General features: G+C 65.2%; 17 protein-coding genes. 10 read left to right on the top strand and 7 right to left on the bottom strand.

From position 1 onward, the window contains the following. Positions 1-132 precede the first annotated feature (132 nt). Positions 133-789 carry a helix-turn-helix transcriptional regulator gene (locus ACN9MB_RS17730; protein WP_426269743.1) on the bottom strand — a complete coding sequence of 219 codons (657 nt, stop codon included), beginning with the start codon at positions 787-789 and terminating at the stop codon, positions 133-135. Positions 790-920: 131 nt separating this feature from the next. On the opposite strand from ACN9MB_RS17730, the gene ACN9MB_RS17725 reads away from it, so the two are divergent. Beyond that, positions 921-1,973, top strand: coding sequence for a class I SAM-dependent methyltransferase (locus ACN9MB_RS17725; protein WP_204636984.1), 1,053 nt, complete (start codon positions 921-923; stop codon positions 1,971-1,973). 29 nt (positions 1,974-2,002) lie between these two features. Here ACN9MB_RS17725 and ACN9MB_RS17720 read toward each other — a convergent pair whose 3' ends face one another. Together ACN9MB_RS17720 and ACN9MB_RS17715 are read right to left on the bottom strand one after the other, a co-directional pair. Next, positions 2,003-2,470, bottom strand: a complete 468-nt coding sequence (locus tag ACN9MB_RS17720; RefSeq protein ID WP_204636983.1) for a Dps family protein — start codon at positions 2,468-2,470, stop codon at positions 2,003-2,005. 193 nt (positions 2,471-2,663) lie between these two features. After that, a complete protein-coding gene (locus tag ACN9MB_RS17715) occupies positions 2,664-2,888 on the bottom strand; it encodes a hypothetical protein (RefSeq protein ID WP_426269742.1) in 225 nt (74 codons plus the stop codon). A 552-nt stretch (positions 2,889-3,440) separates the two neighbouring features. On the opposite strand from ACN9MB_RS17715, the gene hrpA reads away from it, so the two are divergent. Continuing rightward, positions 3,441-7,508, top strand: a complete 4,068-nt coding sequence (hrpA, locus tag ACN9MB_RS17710; protein WP_426269741.1) for an ATP-dependent RNA helicase HrpA — start codon at positions 3,441-3,443, stop codon at positions 7,506-7,508. Between the two features lie 93 nt (positions 7,509-7,601). On the opposite strand, the gene ACN9MB_RS17705 is transcribed toward hrpA, so the two are convergent. Next, entirely contained in the window at positions 7,602-8,078 is a 477-nt protein-coding gene (locus ACN9MB_RS17705; protein ID WP_426269740.1) for a hypothetical protein, read from the bottom strand. A 114-nt stretch (positions 8,079-8,192) separates the two neighbouring features. Between ACN9MB_RS17705 and ACN9MB_RS17700 the strand changes: the two genes are divergently transcribed. The 7 genes from ACN9MB_RS17700 to ACN9MB_RS17670 all read left to right on the top strand — a co-directional run bounded on the left by ACN9MB_RS17700 (position 8,193) and on the right by ACN9MB_RS17670 (position 16,988). Then, the gene (locus ACN9MB_RS17700; RefSeq protein WP_426269739.1) at positions 8,193-10,328 is read left to right on the top strand and encodes a RelA/SpoT family protein; all 2,136 of its coding nucleotides are present in this window, start codon (positions 8,193-8,195) and stop codon (positions 10,326-10,328) included. Positions 10,329-10,405: 77 nt separating this feature from the next. Beyond that, positions 10,406-12,127, top strand: a complete 1,722-nt coding sequence (locus ACN9MB_RS17695) for a hypothetical protein (RefSeq protein WP_426269738.1) — start codon at positions 10,406-10,408, stop codon at positions 12,125-12,127. Position 12,128: 1 nt separating this feature from the next. Next, on the top strand, positions 12,129-12,974 hold the full coding sequence (locus tag ACN9MB_RS17690) for an NAD(P)H-binding protein (protein WP_426269736.1): 846 nt from the start codon (positions 12,129-12,131) through the stop codon (positions 12,972-12,974). 215 nt (positions 12,975-13,189) lie between these two features. Then, positions 13,190-15,508: a penicillin-binding protein 1B gene (mrcB, locus tag ACN9MB_RS17685; RefSeq protein WP_204636976.1), complete on the top strand. Its 2,319-nt coding sequence runs from the start codon at positions 13,190-13,192 to the stop codon at positions 15,506-15,508. 2 nt (positions 15,509-15,510) lie between these two features. Then, entirely contained in the window at positions 15,511-16,041 is a 531-nt protein-coding gene (locus ACN9MB_RS17680) for a tetratricopeptide repeat protein (RefSeq protein WP_426269735.1), read from the top strand. Between the two features lie 267 nt (positions 16,042-16,308). After that, a complete protein-coding gene (locus ACN9MB_RS17675) occupies positions 16,309-16,563 on the top strand; it encodes a type II toxin-antitoxin system Phd/YefM family antitoxin (RefSeq protein ID WP_426269734.1) in 255 nt (84 codons plus the stop codon). Beyond that, positions 16,563-16,988 carry a type II toxin-antitoxin system VapC family toxin gene (locus ACN9MB_RS17670; RefSeq protein ID WP_204636973.1) on the top strand — a complete coding sequence of 142 codons (426 nt, stop codon included), beginning with the start codon at positions 16,563-16,565 and terminating at the stop codon, positions 16,986-16,988. The genes ACN9MB_RS17675 and ACN9MB_RS17670 overlap by 1 nt, the downstream gene beginning before the upstream one ends. Before the next feature lie 79 nt (positions 16,989-17,067). Here ACN9MB_RS17670 and ACN9MB_RS17665 read toward each other — a convergent pair whose 3' ends face one another. The 3 genes from ACN9MB_RS17665 to ACN9MB_RS17655 all read right to left on the bottom strand — a co-directional run bounded on the left by ACN9MB_RS17665 (position 17,068) and on the right by ACN9MB_RS17655 (position 18,274). Further along, entirely contained in the window at positions 17,068-17,439 is a 372-nt protein-coding gene (locus tag ACN9MB_RS17665; RefSeq protein ID WP_426269733.1) for a type II toxin-antitoxin system VapC family toxin, read from the bottom strand. A 50-nt stretch (positions 17,440-17,489) separates the two neighbouring features. Beyond that, positions 17,490-17,729 (bottom strand): FitA-like ribbon-helix-helix domain-containing protein, encoded by a 240-nt coding sequence (locus ACN9MB_RS17660; protein ID WP_426269732.1) that lies wholly within the window; start codon positions 17,727-17,729, stop codon positions 17,490-17,492. 125 nt (positions 17,730-17,854) lie between these two features. Next, positions 17,855-18,274, bottom strand: coding sequence for a helix-turn-helix domain-containing protein (locus ACN9MB_RS17655; protein WP_426269730.1), 420 nt, complete (start codon positions 18,272-18,274; stop codon positions 17,855-17,857). Positions 18,275-18,442: 168 nt separating this feature from the next. Between ACN9MB_RS17655 and ACN9MB_RS17650 the strand changes: the two genes are divergently transcribed. Then, positions 18,443-21,466, top strand: a complete 3,024-nt coding sequence (locus tag ACN9MB_RS17650; protein ID WP_426269729.1) for a TonB-dependent receptor — start codon at positions 18,443-18,445, stop codon at positions 21,464-21,466. Positions 21,467-21,562: the final 96 nt, after the last annotated feature.

Below are 21,562 nucleotides of genomic sequence, written 5' to 3'. Positions count from 1 at the left end.
AAAACGATCCCCGTGGCTGCCTCACACGAGGCCGAAAAGCATTGGAAGCTTAACCATCAGGGGCATTTGTCTCAATCAATAAGGGGACCGGATGGTCAGCGCAAGGTCAGGCCGCTGTTGGCGCGGGCGCGCTCAACGGCAGGGTGCGGCCATCCGGCACAGCGCCGCGACCAGGGTGGCCTGGCTGTGTTTGACGGTTTTCTCGAAGACGTGCTTGAGGTGATTGCGCGCCGTGCCTTCGCCCATGGCCAGCAGGCGGGCGCAATCGCGCAACTCGTGACCGTCGGCAAGCATGCCGGCCAGGGCGGCCTCGCGCGGGGTCAGGCCAAAGGCGGCGGTCAGGGCTTCCGGCGGCAAGGGGCGCAGATGTTCAGGAGTCGTGACGAGCAGCACCACCTCGGGCGACGGGCCGGGCAGCGGCGACAGGCGCAGCAGCAGGGGCGCGGCGCGGCGGGACCGGCGCGGCAGGCCGAGATAGCGGGTGAGGGCGGGGGTATCGTCGGTGTGACCCGAGGCGGCCATCAGCGCCACGGCGTGCCGCAGACGGCGGGTATGGGCGGCCGTGCCCGCCTTGAGTCCGGCCGGCGCGTCGATCAAGCCATCGTGCCGCGCCAGCAGATCGCGGGCCTGGCGGTTGACGAAGGAAAGACGGGCCTGGGCGTCCACCACGATCACGCCGATCAGCAACTCATCGAGCAAGTGCTGCAGCAGCGCGGCGCGCACGTCACCCTGGCGTACCGGCGGTACGTCAGCTCCCCCTGCCTCCAGGTGTCCACGCAGGCGCGACATCACGGACTCCCGCCACCGGCCTAGTGCTTTCGCGCTGTCCGGTATGGGACAGGCGCCTTTGCCAGCCGCAGCGTATGCAGGAGTTTCATCCTACTCCGCCGTTTCGAAAGACGGCGTCGCGGAGCATCGTCATGGCTATCGATGAACAAAGACTTCACGCTTTCCTGGGCCGGGCGGTCGGCGACCTCGGTGCAGCCATCAGCGCCACCCTGATCCAGATCGGCGACGAGCTGGGCTTCTACAAGGCGCTGGCGAAGGAACGCCTGACGCCCACCGAGTTGGCCTCGCGCACCGGCACCCATGAGCGTTACGTGCGCGAATGGCTGGGCAACCAGGCGGCCGGCGGCTACGTGGAGTTCGACGAAGCCTCCGGCCGTTATGGCCTGAGCGAGGAACAGGCGTTGTGCCTGGCCGATCCGCACGGTCCGGTGGATGTGCCGGGTGCATATGCCATCGTCGAAGCGTTGTTCCATGCGAAAGAACGCACGCTGGAACATTTCCGCAATGGCGAAGGCATGGAGTGGGGCGAGCATCATCCCTGCCTTTTCCACGGTACCGAGCGCTTCTTCCGGGCGGGCTACAACGCCAACCTGATCGGCGCGTGGCTGCCGGCGCTCGATGGCGTGGTGGATAAATTGCGCATGGGTGGGCGGGCCGCCGATGTGGGCTGCGGGCACGGCGCCAGCACGATCCTGATGGCCAAGTCGTTTCCGGCGGCGCATTTCGTGGGCTACGACTACCACGCACCGTCCATCGACGTGGCACGCGAACGCGCCGCTGAGGCCGGCGTGGTCAACGCCTCGTTCGAAGTGGCCGATGCCACCGGCTACAAGGGCAAGGATTTCGACCTGATCGCCTTCTTCGACTGCCTGCACGACATGGGCGATCCGGTGGGCGTGGCCAGGCACGCGCGCGGCGCGCTCAAGCCCGACGGTAACTGCATGATCGTCGAGCCATTTGCCGGCGACAGCGTGCGCGACAACCTCAACCCGGTGGGGCGGGTCTATTTCGGCGCATCGGCGCAAATCTGCGTGCCGGTATCGCTGGCCCGGCACGGTCCTGCCCTGGGTGCCCAGGCGGGCGAAGCGAAGCTGCGCGAAGTGGTGGTGCAGGGTGGCGGCTTCCAACGCTTCCGGCGCGCCGCGGAGACGCCGTTCAATATCGTGCTGGAGGCGCGGCCCTGAGCGTTCAGGGCCGCGGCTCGTTTTGATGCTTACTTCAGCAGCGAGCGCAACATCCAGGCGGTCTTTTCGTGTTCCTTCAGGCGACCGGTCACGATGTCGGCGGTGCCTTCGTCGCCGGCGTCGTCGGCCACCTTGATCACCTGGCGGGCCGTGTGCGCGGCGATTTCATGGCCTTCGACCAACTGGCCGACCATCTCCTTCCAATCCGGCACGCCGGCTTCTTCCTTGATCGCGGTGAGCTTGCCGAACTGGCTGTACGAGCCCGGCGCGAACACGTCGAGCGTGCGGATGCGCTCGGCCACTTCGTCCGCAGCCAGCCACAGTTCGTTGTACTGGGTCTCGAACATGGTGTGCAGGCTGTTGAACTGCGGACCGGTGATGTTCCAGTGGAAGCTGTGCGTCTTCAGGTACAGCGAATACGTATCCGCCAACAGCTTGGACAGCTGCTCGCCGATCTGTTCCCGGTCCTTCTTGGCGATACCGATGGAAATGGCCATGTCTTGCTCCTTGTGAGGGTGATGGCGTTGGAAGCTGTGCTCAGCTTAGTGAGCGTCCTCCATGCGGTGAAATGAATCCTTCCGATGCCGGCGATAGCCTGCGTCGATCGGTCCGCAAATTTGCGGCACGCCCGAACATGTGGAGGTTCCTGCATGGCATTCCGATACGGGCGCGACAAGCTGCCACGTTTCACTATCGATTTTTCGTATCGGGCGCTAAAGCGCAGTTGTGCTCAATGGCGATGCGGGTCATATCAGCGCTTGATGAATGCTGCGCGATGCGCTCGTCTTCGTTCATGGTGCCCCATCGATCCACATCGACGCAGGCGGGGGCGGCGGTGCCCGTGAAGACCTGGAACAGGCGTGCTATGCCCGCCAGGCCCTGGGTCTGCGGATTGGCCATGCGGAAACGAGGCATGCCCTTTACCGGTGTGCCGCCCGGCAGCGAACGGGCTGGCGTAGTCGCCGCTGCAAGAGCGCTGGAGAAACTACGGCCACCAGGGATGTACGCGGGTGCGCTGGAGCTTTGAGGGAGGGGTATTGGTGAGTCCGTCGCTGCAACGTGTGGCACCGGCGTAGCGGTCGATGTCGTTCGGCGACGCCTTGGCAAAACCCCCGAGCGCGGCCTGGGGGCGGACGGTGGCGCAGATTCGATCCTGGGCGGCACCCGAGGCAGCAAGTGCATCACCAGGACGTTGTTTTGATCGAATAGGCCGCGAACAGGCGTGGTCTGGGACGGTGTTGTGGGTTGCAATAGCACGGCCAGCAGCGCGACATGTCCTGCCATGGCTATGGCTAGAGAGAGGGCTCTCCGGAATGAAAAAGAGAGCTTCTGGTCAGCCTTCCTTACGTTCAACATGCCAACATCCTTGTGTGGCCAGCCCTCCGGTGGACCCACGTTTCGCGGATTAGTGCCCGCCGATGCCGCATATGCCCGGAGTGCCCGTCAGCGGCTATCATGTGCGGTCCGATGACCCCGACTGCATCCAACGCCGCCTCCACCGACGCGCGTCTGCGTCCGCTGCGCCAGGCGCTCGACGACGTCACCAGCCGCGACTATGGCCGCCTGCTCGGCCGGTGGCGTGAGCTGTCGCGCCGTTTCGACGAGAAGAAACTGGCCGCGCTCAGCGCCGATATCGAAGCTTCGGTGGCCAGGCGCAAGGCGCGAGCCGCGGCCAAGCCGGCCATCCGCCTCGACGAATCGCTGCCGATCACGGCGCGCGCCGAGGAAATCGTCGAGCTGATCCGCAAGCACCAGGTGGTGGTGATCGCCGGCGAAACCGGCTCAGGCAAGACCACCCAGTTGCCCAAGCTGTGCCTGGCCGCGGGTCGCGGCGAAGCGGGCATGATCGGCTGTACCCAGCCGCGTCGTCTGGCGGCGCGCTCGGTGGCTCGCCGCGTGGCCGAAGAACTGGCCACGCCGCTGGGCGAGCAGGTCGGTTTCCAGGTGCGTTTCAACGACCAGGTATCCGAGCGCACGTTGGTCAAGTTCATGACCGACGGCATCCTGCTCGCCGAAACGCAGGGCGATCCGTGGCTGAGCGCGTACGACACCATCATCATCGACGAGGCCCACGAGCGCAGCCTGAACATCGACTTCCTGCTGGGCTACCTGAAGCGGCTGGCGGTGAAACGGCCCTCGCTGAAGATCATCGTCACCTCGGCGACCATCGACACCGAGCGTTTTGCCGAGCATTTCAGCGGTGCGCCGATCGTGTCGGTGGAAGGGCGCACCTATCCGGTGGAAGTGCGCTGGCGCTCCGTCGATGACGTCGCCGCACGGCGCGGACAACGGGCGGGCGATCTGCAGCAGGGCGGTGCCGACCATGTGGCGGCCGTGCTCGATGAGATCACCCACGACGATCCGCGCGGCGACGTGTTGATCTTCCTGCCCGGCGAACGCGAAATCCGCGATGCACATCTGTTGTTGTCGCGACGCCAGTACCGCGAGACCGAAGTGATGCCCTTGTATGCGCGCCTGTCGGCGGGCGACCAGGATCGCGTGTTCAAACCCGGGAACAAACGGCGCGTGGTACTCGCCACCAACGTGGCGGAAACCTCGTTGACGGTGCCGCGCATCCGCTACGTGATCGACTCGGGCCAGGCGCGGGTAAAGCGCTACAGCCAGCGTAGCCAGCTCGAACGCCTGCACGTCGAGCCGATTTCGCGTGCTGCAGCCGACCAGCGCAAAGGCCGTTGCGGCCGCGTGGGACCGGGCATCTGCTATCGCCTCTACGACGAGGCCGACTACGAAAGTCGCGCCGCCTATACCGATCCCGAGCTGCTGCGCTCGTCGCTGGCCAACGTCATCCTGCGCATGCTCGCCTTGCAGCTGGGCGAGGTGGATGAATTCCCGTTCCTCGAAGCGCCTGATCCGCGCGTGGTGGCCGATGGCTATCGCCGCCTCGCGGAAATTTCCGCGATCGACGATGCGCGCCGCCTGACGCCCATCGGCCGCACGGTGGCCAAGCTGCCGATCGACGTGCAGCTTGCACGCATGCTGGTGGAGGCGCAGCAACTGCAGAGCCTGCGCGAGGTGCTGGCGATCGTCTCGTTCCTCAGCATCCAGGACCCGCGCGAACGCCCCGCCGATGCACGCCAGCAGGCCGATGCGGCACATGCGGCGTTTGCCGATCCGAAATCCGATTTCGTCGGCGTGTTGAACCTCTGGCGCGAGTACGGCAAGGCGCACGAAGACCTCACGCAATCGAAGTTGCGCGACTGGTGTTCGCGCCACTTCCTAAGCTTCATGCGCATGCGCGAATGGCGCGAACTGCACCGGCAATTGCTGCTGGTGGTGCAGGAGTTGGGATGGAAGCTGGAAGCCTCCACTTCTCCTTCTCCCCTCCGGGGAGAAGGTCGGGATGAGGGGGCAACCTCGCGGGGAACCACAAAATCGCGAGCTGTTCTGGCCACCAAGAAGGATAGGCAGCCAACCCGCGAGCACCCACCCCTCACCCCAACCCCCTCCCCGGAAGGGAGAGGGAGCCAAGGCAAGGGCGAGGACGAGGCCGCGCGGCAATACGAATCCCTCCACCGCAGCCTGCTCGCCGGCTTGCCCACGCAGGTGGGTCACAAGGACGAGAAGGGCGTCTATCGCAGCACGCGCGAACGCCGCTTCCAGGTGTTCCCGGGTTCGTCGCTTTCCAAGGTGCCGCCGAACTGGATCTTCGCCGCGCAGATCCTCGATGTCGGCGGTCGCGTGTGGGGCATGATGTGCGCGCGCGTCGAGCCACTGTGGATCGAGCAGCAGGCCGCGCATCTGTTGCGCTCCTCGTGCCGCGATGCGCACTGGTCACGCAAGCGCGGTCATGTGGTGGCCTACGAGCAGGTGAGCCTGTTCGGGCTCACCCTGGTCGAGCGCCGTCCCGTGACCTTCCAGAAACAGGATCCCGTGCTCGCGCACGAGATCTTCCTGCGCGAGGCGCTGGTGCGTTGCGATATCGACGCACGCGCCGATTTCATCCGCGCCAACCAGCGCGTGCTGGAAGATGCCCGCGGCATCGAGGCCAAGCAGCGTCGCGAAGGACTGCTCCGCCACGAGGACGAGCTGGTCGCTTTCTTCGAAGGGAAACTACCGCAGGACATCGCGGACAGCCGCGCGCTCGACGCCTGGTACCGCAAGGCACGCCCGGCAGAGCAGGCTGCGCTGCGCTGGTCGCTGGACGACGTCATGAGCGGCGGGGCAGGGCTCGATCCCAAAGCGTTTCCCGCATCGCTGGATGTACCTCCGCAAAAGTACCGCCTCGAATACCGCTTCGTTCCCGGCGACGATGCCGATGGCGTGACACTGCACCTCCCGCTCGCCATGTTGAATGCGCTGCCAGCCGCGCGCTGTGAGTGGCTGGTGCCCGGACTGCTCGCCGAAAAGGTGGCCGAGCTGATCCGCGGCCTGCCCAAGGCATTGCGCCGCAACTTCGTGCCCGCCCCGGATTTTGCGCGCGCCTTCGCGGAGGCCGAAGCGCCGCGCGACGAGTCGCTGACAAAGGCGTTCGCCACCTTCCTCAAGCGCGCCACCGGTGTCGATGTGTCCGCGGCCGAGTTCGATGCGGTGGAATTGCCGGCGCATTTCCGCATGCGCTATCGCCTGCACGATGAAAACGGCAAGACCCTGGCGACGGGACGCGACCTCGCCGCGATCCGTGGCCAATGGGAAGGCCAGGCGCGCGAGGCGTTTTCACGCAAGACCGACATCGAACTCACCCGCGAGGACATCGCCAGCTGGGACTTCGAGGAAATTCCCGCGCAGGTGCGTTCGGCCGGCGGTTTGCTGGCGTTCCCGGCACTGGTCGACCTGGGCGATGCCGTGGCCTTGCGGGTGTTCGAACGCAGCGACGAGGCGCGCGAGGCGCACGTTGAAGGCGTCACCCGCCTGCTGCGCAATGCGCTCGCCAGCGACATGAAACAGGCGCGCCGCCGATTGCCGGTCGGCAACCCGCTGGCCTTGAAGTACGCGCCGCTCGGTGGCGTGGATGGCCTGCGTGAGGATCTGGTCGAAGGCGGCTTCCAGGATCTGCTGGCGCGTCACACGCTCGACGTACGCACGGCGGGCACCTTCGAAGCCTTGCATACGCAGGCGGCGCGCGAGCTGTTCGGTGCCGCGGTGGAGCGACTGAAGCTGGCCGAGCCCATCATCGAAGCGCAGGCCGACCTGAAGCCGTGGCTGCAACCGCCGCTGATGGGTTTTGCGCGGGCGAGCTACGACGACCTGCGCGAGCAGCTCGACGCGCTGCTCACCGCGGGCTTCCTGCGTGAACTTCCCACCTCGCGGCTGGCGCACTATCCGCGTTATCTGAAAGCCATGCGTCTGCGCGCGGAGCGCTTGCGGCAGGATCCCGCCAAGGATCAGCAACGGCTGTTGCAGGTGCTGCCGTTCTGGCGCGACTACCTCAAGCATCGCGCCGCAGGCAACGAAAGCCTGGACGAATTGCGTTGGTTGATCGAGGAGTGGCGCGTATCGCTGTTCGCGCAGGAACTGAAGACGGCCGAACCCGTATCGGCCAAGCGCCTGACGCGCGCGCTGGAAAATCTCGCCTGAGTCTTTACCTCAATTTGTGGGAGCGCACCCTGTGCGCGACTGGCGCGAAGATTGTCGCCAGTCGCGCACAGGGTGCGCTCCCACAGGAAGACCTTACTTCACCCGCGTCATCGGCGCCGTGTCGTTGCATCCATCGACGGCCGCCATCCAGTTGCCCATCAGCGAACGACGAATGATGACCTTCGGATTCTCGCTGGACAGGCAGGACACCTTGGTGCTGTCCGATTGCTGCCACACCTGGCCATTGTCCAGAGTGAGCTGGCCGTGGCCGTTGAAGCCCGCAAACGCTCCCTGCACGCGCGCCTGCACCGGGCCCGATTTCTCGCTGGTGGGATAGAACACCGGCTTGCCCGCCTGGTCGACCACCTTGGTGACGACCTTGCCGTGCCCGCTCAGCCAGTTGTCGAGATTCTTCAGTTCATCCGGCGACAGCTTGTCCAGGCCGGCGGCCTTGAACTCCTCCGGCGACATGCGCTGCTGCAGCGGCACGTACTGGTCGGCGGCAAAAGCGGCGACGGGCAGGGCAAGGGCGATACTCATCAGCAACAGCAGCGGGCGGGCCAGACGCATGGGGTGATCCTCTCGGGTACAAGGGATAATGCTTTGCTGGCGCAGCATACACGGCATGAATCGCCGGTTCATGCCGCCTGAGGGTAGCCCCCGGGGATGCTCTAGAATAAGCGGATGGTTCAAGCCGCCTTCCATGCAAGCTCGGGTCTCGCCGAGTGGCGCGAACGCGCCGGCAGCGTGTCGCCCGTGTTGGGCGAGGCGCTGGACACCTGCGCGGTGCTGCCGATGAACCAGGCCGAGTGCGTGGACGTGCTGGAGCTGCTGGCCATGCTCGGCTGCGACACGCAGACCCAGGCCGCGGCGCTGTGGTTCGAGGTGTCGCGCATCGATCCGGCGCTATGGGCGCTACGCGAACCCAGCCTGCCGCCCGACCTGCAGCGACTGGTCGGCGGGCAGGTGGCCGCCGAAAAAGTCTGGGCGCTGCACGCCCAGCACGGCGCGGACCGGGGCGCCGAAGGCTTGCGGCGCCTGCTGCTGGCGATCATCCGCGACCTGCGCGTGGTGTTCATCCTGCTCGCTCGCCAGCTGGCGCGTATGCGAGCGGCAAACGCATTGCCGGACCACGAACGCCAGCCGCTGGCGCGCCTCACGCAGGACATCCACGCGCCGCTCGCCAACCGCCTGGGTATCTGGCAACTGAAGTGGGAGCTGGAAGACCTGTGCTTCCGCTATCTGCAGCCGGAAACCTACAAGCGCATCGCGCGCTTGCTCGACGAAAGGCGGGTGGATCGCGAGGACTTCATCCGCGAAACGCTGAGCGCGTTGCAGCGCTCGCTGGAAACGGCGGGCATCCGCGCGGAACTGGCCGGCCGTCCGAAACACATCTATTCGATCTGGAAGAAGATGCAGCGCAAGTCGCTGGAGTTTTCCGATCTCTACGACATCCGCGCCGTGCGCGTGCTGGTAGATTCCATCGGCGACTGCTACGGCGCGCTCGGCGTCGTGCACACCTTGTGGCCGCATCTGCCTGGCGAGTTCGACGATTACATCGCGCGCCCCAAGGGCAACGACTATCGCTCGCTGCATACGGCAGTGGTCGGCCCGCGTGGCAAGACGCTCGAAGTGCAGATCCGCACGCACGAGATGCATCGCATCAACGAACTGGGCGTGGCCGCGCACTGGCGTTACAAGGAAGGCGGCGCCGGCGACAGCGAATTCGAGGCCAAGATCGCCTGGATGCGCCGCCTGCTGGAACCGCGGCCGGACAGCGACGGCGATCTCGCCGCGGACCTGCACACCGAACTGCTCGAAGATCGCGTCTACGTGCTCACCCCCAAGGGTGAAGTGGTGGACCTGCCGCATGGCGCCACGGTGCTGGATTTCGCCTACCACGTGCACACCGAAGTGGGGCATCGCTGCCGCGGCGCGAAGGTCAACGGACGCATCGTGCCGCTCACCTTCCAGCCGTCCAGCGGCGATCGCATCGAAGTGCTGACGGCGAAAGTGGCCGAACCCAGCCGCGACTGGCTGTCGGCGCACCACGGCTATCTGCACACCTCGCGCGCCAAGGAAAAAGTGCGCACGTGGTTCCGCCGTATCGCGCACGATGCCAATCTCGCGGCAGGGCGTGCGATCTTCGAAAAGGAGATCAAGCGTCTCGCGCTGCCCGCCGCCGACATCGGCAAGTTGCCTGCGCACTTCCATCTGAAGACGCACGACGAACTGCTGGTGGCGCTGGCGCTCGGTGAAGTGGCGCCGGGGCAGATCGCCCGCGTATTGCAGGAAGCCTCCGCGCCGCCGCCCGCCGTGCCGCCGCCGCTCGGACCCACCCAGGCGCGACAGGCGCTGCGCGACCACAGTGCGCTCAGCATCGAAGGCGTGGGCAACCTGCTCACCACGCTGGCGCGTTGCTGCCAGCCGTTGCCGGGCGATCCGGTGCGCGGTTTCGTCACGCGCGGACGCGGCGTCTCGGTGCATCGTGCCGACTGCGCGAGTCTCGCGCGGCTGGCGCGGCGCGATCCGGATCGCGTGATCGACGTCGAGTGGGGCAAGGCGGCTGCCCAGGCCTATGAGGTGGACATCGAACTGCGCGGCTACGATCGCAAGGGCTTGCAGAAGGACGTCACCAACCTGATCAGCAACATGGGCACGCACATCATTGCGTCGTCCAGCCGGGTGTTTGCCCACACCGGCGAGGTGGAGATGCGCTTCACCCTGCGTGTACGCGATTTCGAACAGTTGTCCGGGCTGCTCAGCCGGCTGGCGGCGCTGCCCAACGTGGTCGACGCGCGCCGCGTCAGCGGTGCCTGAACGCCGCGCGTTCCCGACGGGGAGCCAGTGCAGCGCGATGTTAAGCTGCCACCCGTTGAACCCACCCTCGTGAACCCATGAACGGACGCAAAGACCAGCACGACCACGGCTCGTCGGGCCGCACCGAGCCCACGCTCGGCAATCTCGATAACCTGGACGGACCCGCGTCCAAGTCCCGGGACGACGACGGGCTACCCACGTTCACGCTCGATCCGGACCTTCGTCGCGGCGGTTCCTCGCGTCCGCCCGTGCATCGGCCCAAGCGTCGCGGCTGGCTGGTACCGGTGGTGGTGCTGATTGCCATCGGCGTGGGCACCTCGCTGTGGATCGGCCAGGACAGGCTGCGCGGCCTGGTGCCGAACACCGAACTCGACGGCATCCTGGGGCGCGCGGAAACGGCGCTGCAGCAAGGCCATCTCGATGGCAACGACGGCTCCAGCGCACGCGAACTTTTCGAAGCAGCGCGCGCCCTGCAACCCGACAACGACCGCGCCCGCGACGGCCTGCGCAACGTGGGGCAGGCCGAGATCGCCCGCGCCGACGCCGCCTTGCAGGCCGGCAAACTGGACGACGCCGACCAGGCACTCACCGCCGCGCGCGAACTGCTCGGCGGGGGCAGCGATGTCGATCGCCTGAGCCAGTCCCTGGCCGCCGCACGCAATGGCAAGGTGCCCACCGATCATCTGGTCGAGCAGGCCCAGCAAGCCTTCGACGCGGGCAAGCTGCAGGGCGACGATGGCGCCGGCGAGCTTTATCGCCGCGTGCTGGCCGCCGATCCCAACAACGCCGTGGCCAAGCACGGCCTGGAACAAGTGGGTGACGCACTGGCCGGCCAGGCGCACAAGGCGCTGGATGCCGGCGACCGAGCCACCGCCTCGGCGCTGGTCGACCGCCTCGCCGTGCTGCTGCCCAATTACGGCGAGCTGCCGGCACTGCGCGCTGCGCTGGTGCAGGTAAACCAGCAGGACAACAGTGCCCTTACCGATGCGATCAAGCAGGGCCAGAACGCCTTGCGCGACGGCCGCATCGTGGGTGCGGGCGACGACACAGCACTGGCGCACTTCAAGGCGGCGCTGGCCATCGATCCCGACAACGGCGACGCGAAGGCGGGCCTGGGCCAGGTGGCCCAGGCGCTGATCGTGCAGGCCAATGCGGCGCTCGACAATGCCGACAACGCGCATGCACGCCAGCTGTTGGATCAGGCCGCGACCATCGCGCCGCATTCGGCCGATCTTGCCGCAGCACGTGCGCGCCTCGGCGGCGGACGCAAATCCAACGCCGCGCAGGTCGCCAACGACATCGCCGGCGACGCCGCCGCAGACAATGACGACAACCTCCAGCATCCGCCACTCACGCCACAGCAGAGCGCCGAACTGGCGCGCACCGTGCAACGCGCCGACGCGGCTGCCCGACAGGGCAACCTGATGCTGCCGCCGGGCGAAAGCGCCTACGACCTCTACCGCCAGGCTTTGGCGCTGGATGGCAACAATGAAGCAGCGCGCCATGGTCTGGAGTCGCTGCCGACGCTCGCCATCAACCAGTTCAACCAGGCCCTCGCCAGCGGCAATCTCGGCGCGGCGGGCAACCGTCTCGCCGACGTGGCCGACCTATCGCCCGGCAACGCCAATCAGGGCGAGCTGCGCTTGCGCCTTGCCGGTGCCTGGATGGATCAGGCCGAACAGCAATTGCAGAACGGCGATCGCGCCAACGCAGCGCAGTCGCTGGACAGCGCGCGCAAGCTCGCGCCCGGCAATCCGCGCCTGGCGACGTTGATGGCGCGGCTGCAATCGGGCGGCTGACATGACGGTGCTTGTGTTCGGGGCCAGCAGTCAGATTGGCCATTTCCTGCTGCCGCGACTGCGCGCGCGCGGGGAATCGATCGTTGCGCTGAGTCGCAAACCGCGACCGACGCAGGCCGGCGTTCAGTGGTTGCAAGGCGATCTGCCCGACCGCGTTCCCGCCGTCGCCCAGCCGTCCGCGGTGATCAATTTCGGTCCGCTCGCATCGTTTGCCGCATGGCTGGCATCCGCAGGCTTGCCATCGACGACGCGCATCATCGCCACCAGTTCGATGAGCGCCGAATCCAAGCAAGCCTCCGACGTAGCTGCCGAGCGCGAGCTCTCGCAGACGCTGCGCGATGGCGAAGCCGCCGTGGCCGCCGCCTGCGATCGGCAGGGCATGGCCTGGACGATTTTCCGGCCGACACTCATCTACGGCGCGGGCATCGATAAAAGCCTCTCGCCGATCGCGCGTCGGGCCAGCCGCCTGCATGTCTTTCCACTGCCGGCGGGCCGCGGTCTGCGCCAGCCTGTGCATGCGGACGATATCGCCGCCGCGGTGATGGCGGCACTCGATCATCCGGACGCGGCAGGGCGGATCCTTCCGCTGGGCGGCGGCGAACGCCTCACCGCAGCTGAGATGTTCGCCCGGGTGCGCCGCAGCCTGGCGACGCCGACGATCCCGCTGCCGATTCCCGCCGTGCTTCTGCGCGCCGGGCGTCACGCGGTGCCGCGCCTGCGCGGCCCATTGACCCGGCTGGAAGCCGACCTGATAGCCGACAACAGCGAATTGCAGCGCCTGCTGGGCGTCTCGCCACGCCCGTTCCAGCCCGATGCCGCCTGCTGGGAGCCGCACCTCCCCCTGTAGGAGCGCACCCTGTGCGCGACCGCCTCCTGCGCGGGACTGGGGCAAGGACCGGTCGCGCACAGGGTGCGCTCCCACAGGGAGCGGATCGATCCTCCTTGTGGCCCATTCGTGCCCGCTTCCCGCCACATCTGGCGGCCCGCGTTCAGATGCCCGCCGGGAAGCAGGCCCTATGATCCCGGAGCCTCCCCGTTCAGGATTGCCCCTACTTGGACTTCATGACCCGTCTTCGCTCGATCTTCAGTGCCGTCTGGCCCTGGATCCGCATTCCGTTCTGGGTCTGCATGGGACTGCTGTTCGGCTTCGTGCTGCCGTACACCCTGGTACTCAACAAGCGCGTGCAGGACCGCTTCAACGATCTGGTGTTCGCGGTGCCTACCCGCGTCTACGCGCGGCCGCTGCCGCTGGCGGCAGGCACGCCGATGACCTCCTCGACGCTGGAACTCGAGCTGACCTTTGCCGGCTACAGCAACGATGGCCACGCCGATGTCGCCGGCACCTGGGCCAAAGAGGGCAGCACTTACACCATTGCCTCGCGCGGCTATGCCGGCCCCGACGGCGGCGAAGTGCCCAAGCGCATTCGCGTCGCGTTGAGCAAGACGCAAGTGACCAGCGTGAAGGACCTGGCCAACGGCAAGCCGATCGAGATGACCCATCTCGATCCGGCGCGCATCGCCACCGTGTATGGCTCGCAGCAGGAAGAGCGCCGCATCGTGCGCCTCACCGACGTGCCGCCGCTGCTGCTGTCCGGCCTGCAGGCGGTGGAAGACCGCGACTTCAAGCATCACTTCGGCATCGATCTCACCGCGATCCTGCGCGCCTCGTTCGCCAACCTGCGTGCCGGCCACACGGTGCAGGGCGGTTCCACCCTCACGCAGCAACTGGTGCGCAACCTGTTCCTCGATCGCGAGCAGAATTTCTCGCGCAAGTTGAACGAAGCGCTGATGTCGATCCTGATCGAAGCGCACTACGACAAGAGCCGCATCCTCGAGGCCTACGTCAACGAAGTGTTCCTTGGCCAGCAGGGCGGACAAGCCGTGCACGGTTTTGCCGCGGCCTCGGAGTTCTACTTCGGCCGCCGCATGGAAGACCTCAAGCCGCAGGAGATGGCGCTGCTGATCGGCATGGTGAAGGGGCCGAGCTACTACGACCCGCGCCGCTATCCGGATCGCGCGCTGTCGCGTCGCAACCTGGTGCTCGACCAGTTCAGCGAAACCAACCTGATCACCGCGGAACAGGCAAACGCGTACAAGGCCACTCCACTGGGCATCGTGAGCAACGGCCAGCTGCCGCACAACCGCTTCCCGGCCTTCATGGACCTGGTGCGTCTGCAGATCACCTCGGACTTCGACGACGACACGCTTTCCCAGGGCAACCTGAGCATCTTCACCACGCTGGATCCGGCCGCGCAGGTGTATGCGGAACAGGCCATCACGACCACGCTCGGTGGTCTCGGCAAACGCGGCGAAGCGGCGCAAGCCGCTGCCGTGGTGACCGAAGCGCAGACCGGTGCAGTGCTGGCCATCGTCGGCAGCAAGATACCGGGCGACCAGGGCTTCAATCGTGCGCTGGATGCGAAGCGTCAAATCGGTTCGCTGGTGAAGCCGCTGGTGTACCTGGTGGCGCTGACCAATCCGGAACGCTGGAATCTGGCCAGTCCGGTGGAAGATTCGCCGATCAGCCTGCGCCAGCCGGACGGCAGTTTCTGGACGCCTAAAAACGATGAGGGCGATGTGCACGGCTCGGTGCCGATGGTCGATGCGCTGGTGCATTCGTGGAATCTGGCCAGCATCAACCTGGGCATGAGCGTGGGCGTGTCGCGCATCAAGGCGTTCCTCGAATCGTTCGGCCTCAGCAACGTCAACCCGAGTCCTTCGTTGTTGATCGGTGCCGTCGACATGTCGCCGCTGCAGGCCACCCAGCTCTATCAATACATCGCCGCCGATGGCCACGCATTGCCGCCGCTGGCGGTGCGCGGCGTGGTGGATGCGCGCGGACAGACCATCAAGCGCTATGAAGTGAAGACCGGCGCGGGCGAATATCAGCCCGCTGTGCGTTTGACCACCTGGGCCATGCAGCAGGTCACGCGCTCGGGCACGGCGGCGTCGATCGGCACGGTCGGCCTGGGCTATCTCAACGCGGCGGGCAAGACCGGCACCTCCAATGACCTGCGCGACAGCTGGTTCGCCGGCTTCACCGCCGATCATCTGGCCGTGTTCTGGATGGGTCGCGACGACAACAAGCCCAGCGGCATGTACGGCAACACCGGCAGCCTGCGCGCCTGGCAGGAGCTGTTCAAGAAACTGCCCACGCGGCCGCTGCCGGCAGCGCCGGGCCAGGGTCTGGAAATGGCGTGGGTCAACACCGCCGACGGCAAGCGTTCGGAAGAGGGCTGCGAAGGAGCGCGGCAGGTGCCGGTGGTCGCCGGTACACTGTCCCAGGACGCCGAGGGCTGTTTCTGGCAGCACGTCGGCAATTTCTTCAGCGGTAGCGACGCATCCCCAGCGCCAGCGTCCTCCGCCCCTAGCCGGGATTGATCATGTTTCGTCGTGCCCTTCGCCTTTCCGCCGCCCCCGCTTCGTTGGTCGTACTCCTGCTCGCGGCGTGCAGCCAGCCCGTGGCGCCTTCGCAGGCCACCCGTCCGACCGTGTCCGACGAGCAGATGCTTTCGTCCATCCGCGCGGCCGGCGAGAAGGAGAAATCCGTCATCGACGTGAACCCGTTGCGTGACCCCGGCGTCGCGGCGTTGCAGGATGCGGCCGAAGGCGATCTGCGCGTGGGCAAGTACAGCGATGCCGCCACCAAGCTCGACCAGGCGCTGAAGATCAGCCCCAATTCGCCGGACCTGCTGCAGGACCGCGCCGAGGTGGCGATCCGTTTGAAGGATTACGCCAACGCCGAACAACTGGCCCATCGCTCCTGGGACCTGGGCCCGAAACTCGGCCCGTTGTGCGCCCGCAACTGGCAGACCATTGCCGAGCTGCGCCGGCATGCCGGCGATGACGCCGGTGCGGCCAATGCCAGCAAGAGCGTGGCGCAGTGCCATGTGGAAGGCATGCAGCGTTATTGAGCGTTCGCCTCTTCTGCGGTGAAAGCGAGCTGGGCTGATTCGCCGAGCTGCGTCCACCGTTCCCAGGCCGCTCCGGCCTTGCCGAGATCAAGCTTCAGCGAGGCCCTGCAGCGCATCAAGGCGGGCACCCAATACCTTCGCGAGCCAGCGAGAGGCTAGCCTTCGCGGGTTCTCGGTGGAGAGAGAAAGGCTGATTTGGCGATCCGAGCCATGACATAGCTTGTTTGTAGTAACGTAACTACAAGCGAGCTGCGTCGGAGCGCCATCATGACCATCACGACCCTATCGAGCCGGGAACTCAACCAGGACGTTACGAAGGCCAAGAAAGCCACCAAGGAGGGTCCAGTGTTCATCACTGACCGAGGCAGACCGGCGCACGTGCTGCTGAGCATCGAGGAATACCAGCGTCTTACCGGGGGACGCCAGAAGATTGCCGATCTGCTGGCCATGCCCGGCATCGAGGACATTGAACTGGAAATCCCACCGCCGCGCGACCTTGCTCTACCGGCGGACTTGTCCTGATGCTTGTTCTCGATACCAACGTCGTTTCTGAGCTGCGCAAAGTGCGCGGCGGCAAGGCCGACAAACGCGTAGCGCAGTGGTCGGACAGCGTGGATGCCGCCGATCTGTTCGTTTCCGCGATCACGATCCAGGAGCTGGAAATTGGCGTTTTGCTGGCCGAGCGCAGAGACCCCTCGAAGGGCGCCGTGCTTCGTGCCTGGCTGAACAGTCATGTGTTGCCGGCTTTCGCAGGCCGCGTCCTGCCGGTGGATACCGCCGTCGCGCAGCGAAGCGCGAAGCTGCACGTACCCGCCCCGCAATCGCTGCGCGACGCTTTCATTGCCGCCACGGCGCAGGTACACGGCATGACCGTGGTGACGCGAAACGTGGCCGACTTTGCCGCATCCGGCGTCAACCTCATCAATCCTTGGACTTGGGAGGCTTAGCCAAGCATGCCGGGTGTCACCGATTGCCGACACGGGTCGCCTCACGCAAGTCAAACGGCCAGCGGCCGCCTGATCGCGATCAAGCCTGCCATGTCCACGGGTTGATCACAGCCACACCGGCAGCTTCAAAAGGCGACGTGTCGCGCGTGGCTACCGCGAAGCCATGAATAGCCGCGATGCCCGCGATGTAACCATCCGCCGGCGCAATCGCTTTCCCAGCGGCGCGAGCGCGGGAACGCAGCGTGGCGTACGCATCCGATGCCGGCGCATCGAAAGACAATATGCGGCCGGCGAACAGGGGCAGCACGCGTTGCTCGAGACGCTGATGAAGTAGGTCGCGGCGTTTGCCCTCAGGCAGCACGGCGACGCCGAAGCGCAGTTCGGCAAGGCTGATGGCTGAGAGGTACAACGTTTCGATGATCTGCGCGTCGATCCAGGCCAGCACGTTCATGTCGCCAGGCGCTTTGAGCGGCTCTGAAACAACATACGTATCGAGCAGGATTATTCAAAGCTCACCGGCTCGGATCCCGTCCTGTCGCGCTCGATCTCAAGCTCGACGCCGCCCACTTCCCGGCCAATGTCGGCCAGCAGGGAACCGAGCTTGATTCGGTTCTCGGGCCGGACAGCGCTTTCGAGAATCGCCCGGATTTCCGCCTCCGTGCTGTGTCCATGCGTAGCGGCACGTACGCGCAAGGCGCGATGGGTTTCTTCGGGCAGGTTGCGAATGGTGACGGATGCCATGGCGGGCGCCCTTTGCAGTGATATCAATGACTGCATTCAATCACCATTGATATCACGAAGGGCCTTTTTGCGGCGTTCGGGCAGGCGAGGACTAGGCGAGGAGGGTCTTCAAGGGCCTTCACCCTTCAGCCCTCGCTATCGGCCAGCAGTTGCACCAGGGCGTTGCGGCGGCGGGCATTCAACTTCCGCATCGCGGTGATCACGGCGCGCTCCTGTTCGGTCAGGACCTTGTAGGCGCCTCCCGGTTCGCGTACCTGCCCGGTCGACGGCAGGCGGCCCAGGATCAGCCAATCCAGGCTGCACTCGAACTCCTCGGCCACCTTTGCCAACCGGGCCGTTTCGGGAAAGGCCTGTCCCTTGAACCACTGGCGCACGGCTTCCTTGGAAACGTCAAAGCGCAACGAGAGCGCTTTGTTACGCCCTCGGCCACTCGGAATGTCCGCCAAGTCGCAGGCTTCGTTCAGTCGATCTGCGAAGCCTGCGTAGGTATCAACTGATTTTCGTGTGGGCAAGTTAAACCTGGCTTTGGTGAGTTCAATCGCCAAGCCATTCTTGTAATTTCTGTAGGAAAAATACCACGTTTGACTTGCTAGTCAAGTTCTGATTGTCTGCCTCCCGTAGCGCGGAGGGCGCTGCATCCGGAGCGCGCTTCCGTTGGTGTCGATGACACCGACACGGACCGCTATCGACTTTTCACAGGGGAGCAACTCGAAATGATTTCTCGTAGCGGATCGGCTTCGTTCGATTTACGCCTGCTGGTGCTGGCCATCGCCTTGAGCCTGGGCAGCGGCAGCGCGCTGGCGCAGAGTACGGCGGGTGACATCTCAGGGACTGCGACTTACGCCAGCGGTGCAGTGGTGGTGATCAAGGGGTTGGACTCGGGCCTGTCCCGTTCGGTCGAGCTGACGCCCGACGGCAAGTTCCGCGTGCCGTCGTTGCCCAGCGGTCGATATGAAGTGCAGCTGGTGCGTGACGGTCATGCGCTCAACACCAGCCAGGTGACCGTGCTGGCCGGACAAACTGCACAGCTCAATCTTGGCACCGAGGCCGCACAGGCAACCCGCCTGAGTACCGTGACAGTCAGTGCCAATGCGATCCCGCCCATCGACGTCAGCTCGTCGGAAACACGCACCACTTTCTCCGCTTCCCAGCTCAACGCGCTGCCGGTGCCGCGCGATATCGTCAGCGTGGCGACGCTGGCGCCGGGCGTGGTCAAGGGCAACGGTACGTTCGGCAACCTGCCGTCGTTCGGCGGCTCGTCGGTCGCGGAGAACAGTTACTACGTCAACGGCTTCAACGTCACCAACCTCTACAACAATCTCTCGTTCGGCGAAGTGCCGTTTCAGGCCATCGACCAGTTGGATGTGCAGTCGGGCGGTTATGGCGCGCAATACGGGCTTTCCACTGGCGGCGTGACCTCGGTCAACATCAAGCGCGGCACCAATGAGTGGAAGGGCGGCGTGAGCTGGAGCACGGCACCGGACTGGGCTCGTGGAACCTCACCCAATGTCATGCGTGCCAACGGCAGCACGTTCCGCGAGTACGACAAGAACACCAAGACCAGCAACACCTACGACGCCTGGTTGGGCGGCCCGTTGATCAAGGACAAGCTGTTCCTTTTCGCGTTGGCAGAGTTCACCAAGTCGAGCATCACCACTTACGGGGCGTCTTCGACCTCGAGTCTGAGCAATGCCAACTCGACCTCTACCGCCAACGACCTCACCACCAGGAGTCCGTACTGGGTCGTGAAGCTCGACTGGAACATCAACGACGCCAACCATCTCGAATACACGGGCTTCAACAATACCGACAGCAACATCTACCGCTACTACAACGCTCCCTACGTTGACGGCGTGACGTCGAAGACCACGACCAAAGGCGATCTGCACAACAAGGTCGGTGGCCTAACCAACATCGTCAAATACACCGGCTATCTCACCGACGATCTGACTCTGACGGCTCAATGGGGCAGGATGGACAGCGACAATTCCTCATACACGGTCAGCCCGGCCGGCATCACTACCCGCTACAACGGCGATATCAACGCGCCCGCTTCCGGCTGCGCGTACACCGCATACAACGGCGTGCCATGGGGGCCGGCTACCTGTGCCATTACCAGCAGCGTCGACATCTACGGCGGCAAGGATCAGCGCGAGGCGTGGCGCGTCGATCTCGACTGGCGGCTTGGCGATCACGAACTTGGCGCAGGCTACTCGGACGAAAGCTGGTCGTCGGATGCAGGCAGTTCCTACTCGGGCGGGGCCTACCATTACTACTACTCCAAACCCAGCGCGAAAGCGCCTGGCCTGGTGATGACGAAGAACTTCCGGACCGGCGGCCACATCGACGTCGATCAAAAGGCCTGGTATCTGGAGGATCATTGGCAGGCGACCGAGAAGCTGATGCTGTACGGCGGGCTTCGCAACGACAGCTTCAACAACAAGAACGGCGCCGGCGAAAGTTTCGTCAAGCAGGAAAATATCTGGCAACCGCGCCTGGGGTTTTCCTGGGATGTGATGGGCGACGCTTCGTTCAAGGTGGCCGGCAGTGCGGGTCGTTACTCCCTGCCGATCGCGGCCAACGTCGCCTTGCGCGCCGCGACCGCGTCACTCTTTGTCGAGGACGACAGCCTCTATTCGGCGATCAATCCCGATGGCTCGCCCGTGCTGGTAGGCACAAAGGGAAGCCAGGGGCACTACATCATCAACGGTGAGGATGGCAGTACGCCCGATCCACGTGCCGTGGCCTCCAAAGGCCTGAAACCGTACGTGCAGGACGAGTACATCCTCGGTTTCCAGAAGACGCTGCGCAGCGACACCGTCTTTCTCGACAACTGGACGGTAGGCATGAAGGCCACCTACCGGAAGCTGCGCACCACCATCGACGACACCTGCGATTCGCGGCCGTTCTACGCGGAAGCGGCAAGGCAAGGCGTGGATGGCGCCTGGGATGACGAGTGGTCGGTGCCTGCCGGCATGGTCGGCTGCTGGATCTACAACCCAGGCAGCGCGCTTTCGCTGAGCACCACGCTGGACGGCTCGCCTCGTACCTTCAATGTGACGATTCCCAGCAGCACCTTGGGACCGCGTGCCATGCGCTCCTATCAAGGCATCGTGCTCAGCGCGGAGAAGCAGTCGGAGACGTACTACCTCAACGCTTCGTACACTTGGTCGAAAAGCTACGGCAACACCGAGGGGCTGGTGAAGTCCAGCAACGGCCAAGACGATACCGGCACAACCTCCGATTTCGATTTCCCCGAAATCATGGTCGGCGCCAACGGCTATCTGCCGAACGACCGCCGCCACGCCATCAAGCTCTACGGCGCATACAAGTTCACCTCCGAGTGGTCGGCGGGCCTCAACCTGCTGGCGCAATCGGGTGCGCCGATCAGCTGCTATGGCGGTGGCGGCGGCACGCTGGGCACTCGATTTGGCTATGGCGCGGCGTTCCATGTCTGCAACGGCGAGATCAGCGCGGAGGGAACCAGCGGGCGCACCCCGTGGCTGTGGACAGTCAGCCCGAACGTGATCTACCAGCCGTCGTGGGCGAAAGGCCTGAGCATGCAGCTATCGGTGATCAACCTGTTCAACAACGACGCGCCGACCTTCGTCTACGAACAGTACGAGACCATTTCCAACAGCGGTCGCAAGACGATGTACACCCACTACAAGCTGCCGAAGTACTTCAACACCCCGCGTTATGCGCGGCTGCAGCTGCAGTACGACTTCTCGCTGTAAATCTTCGCTGTTGAAGCGCTGGCGCCTTGTCGGTCGAAACGCAAGCGTCGGTGAGTGGAGTCGCTCCCAGCCCTTGGGAGCACGCCTCGATGAAGC

Source organism: Dyella kyungheensis (genome assembly GCF_049913195.1).
Classification (GTDB): Bacteria; Pseudomonadota; Gammaproteobacteria; order Xanthomonadales; family Rhodanobacteraceae; genus Dyella; species Dyella kyungheensis.
This window is presented reverse-complemented; position numbering and strand designations above follow the sequence as displayed.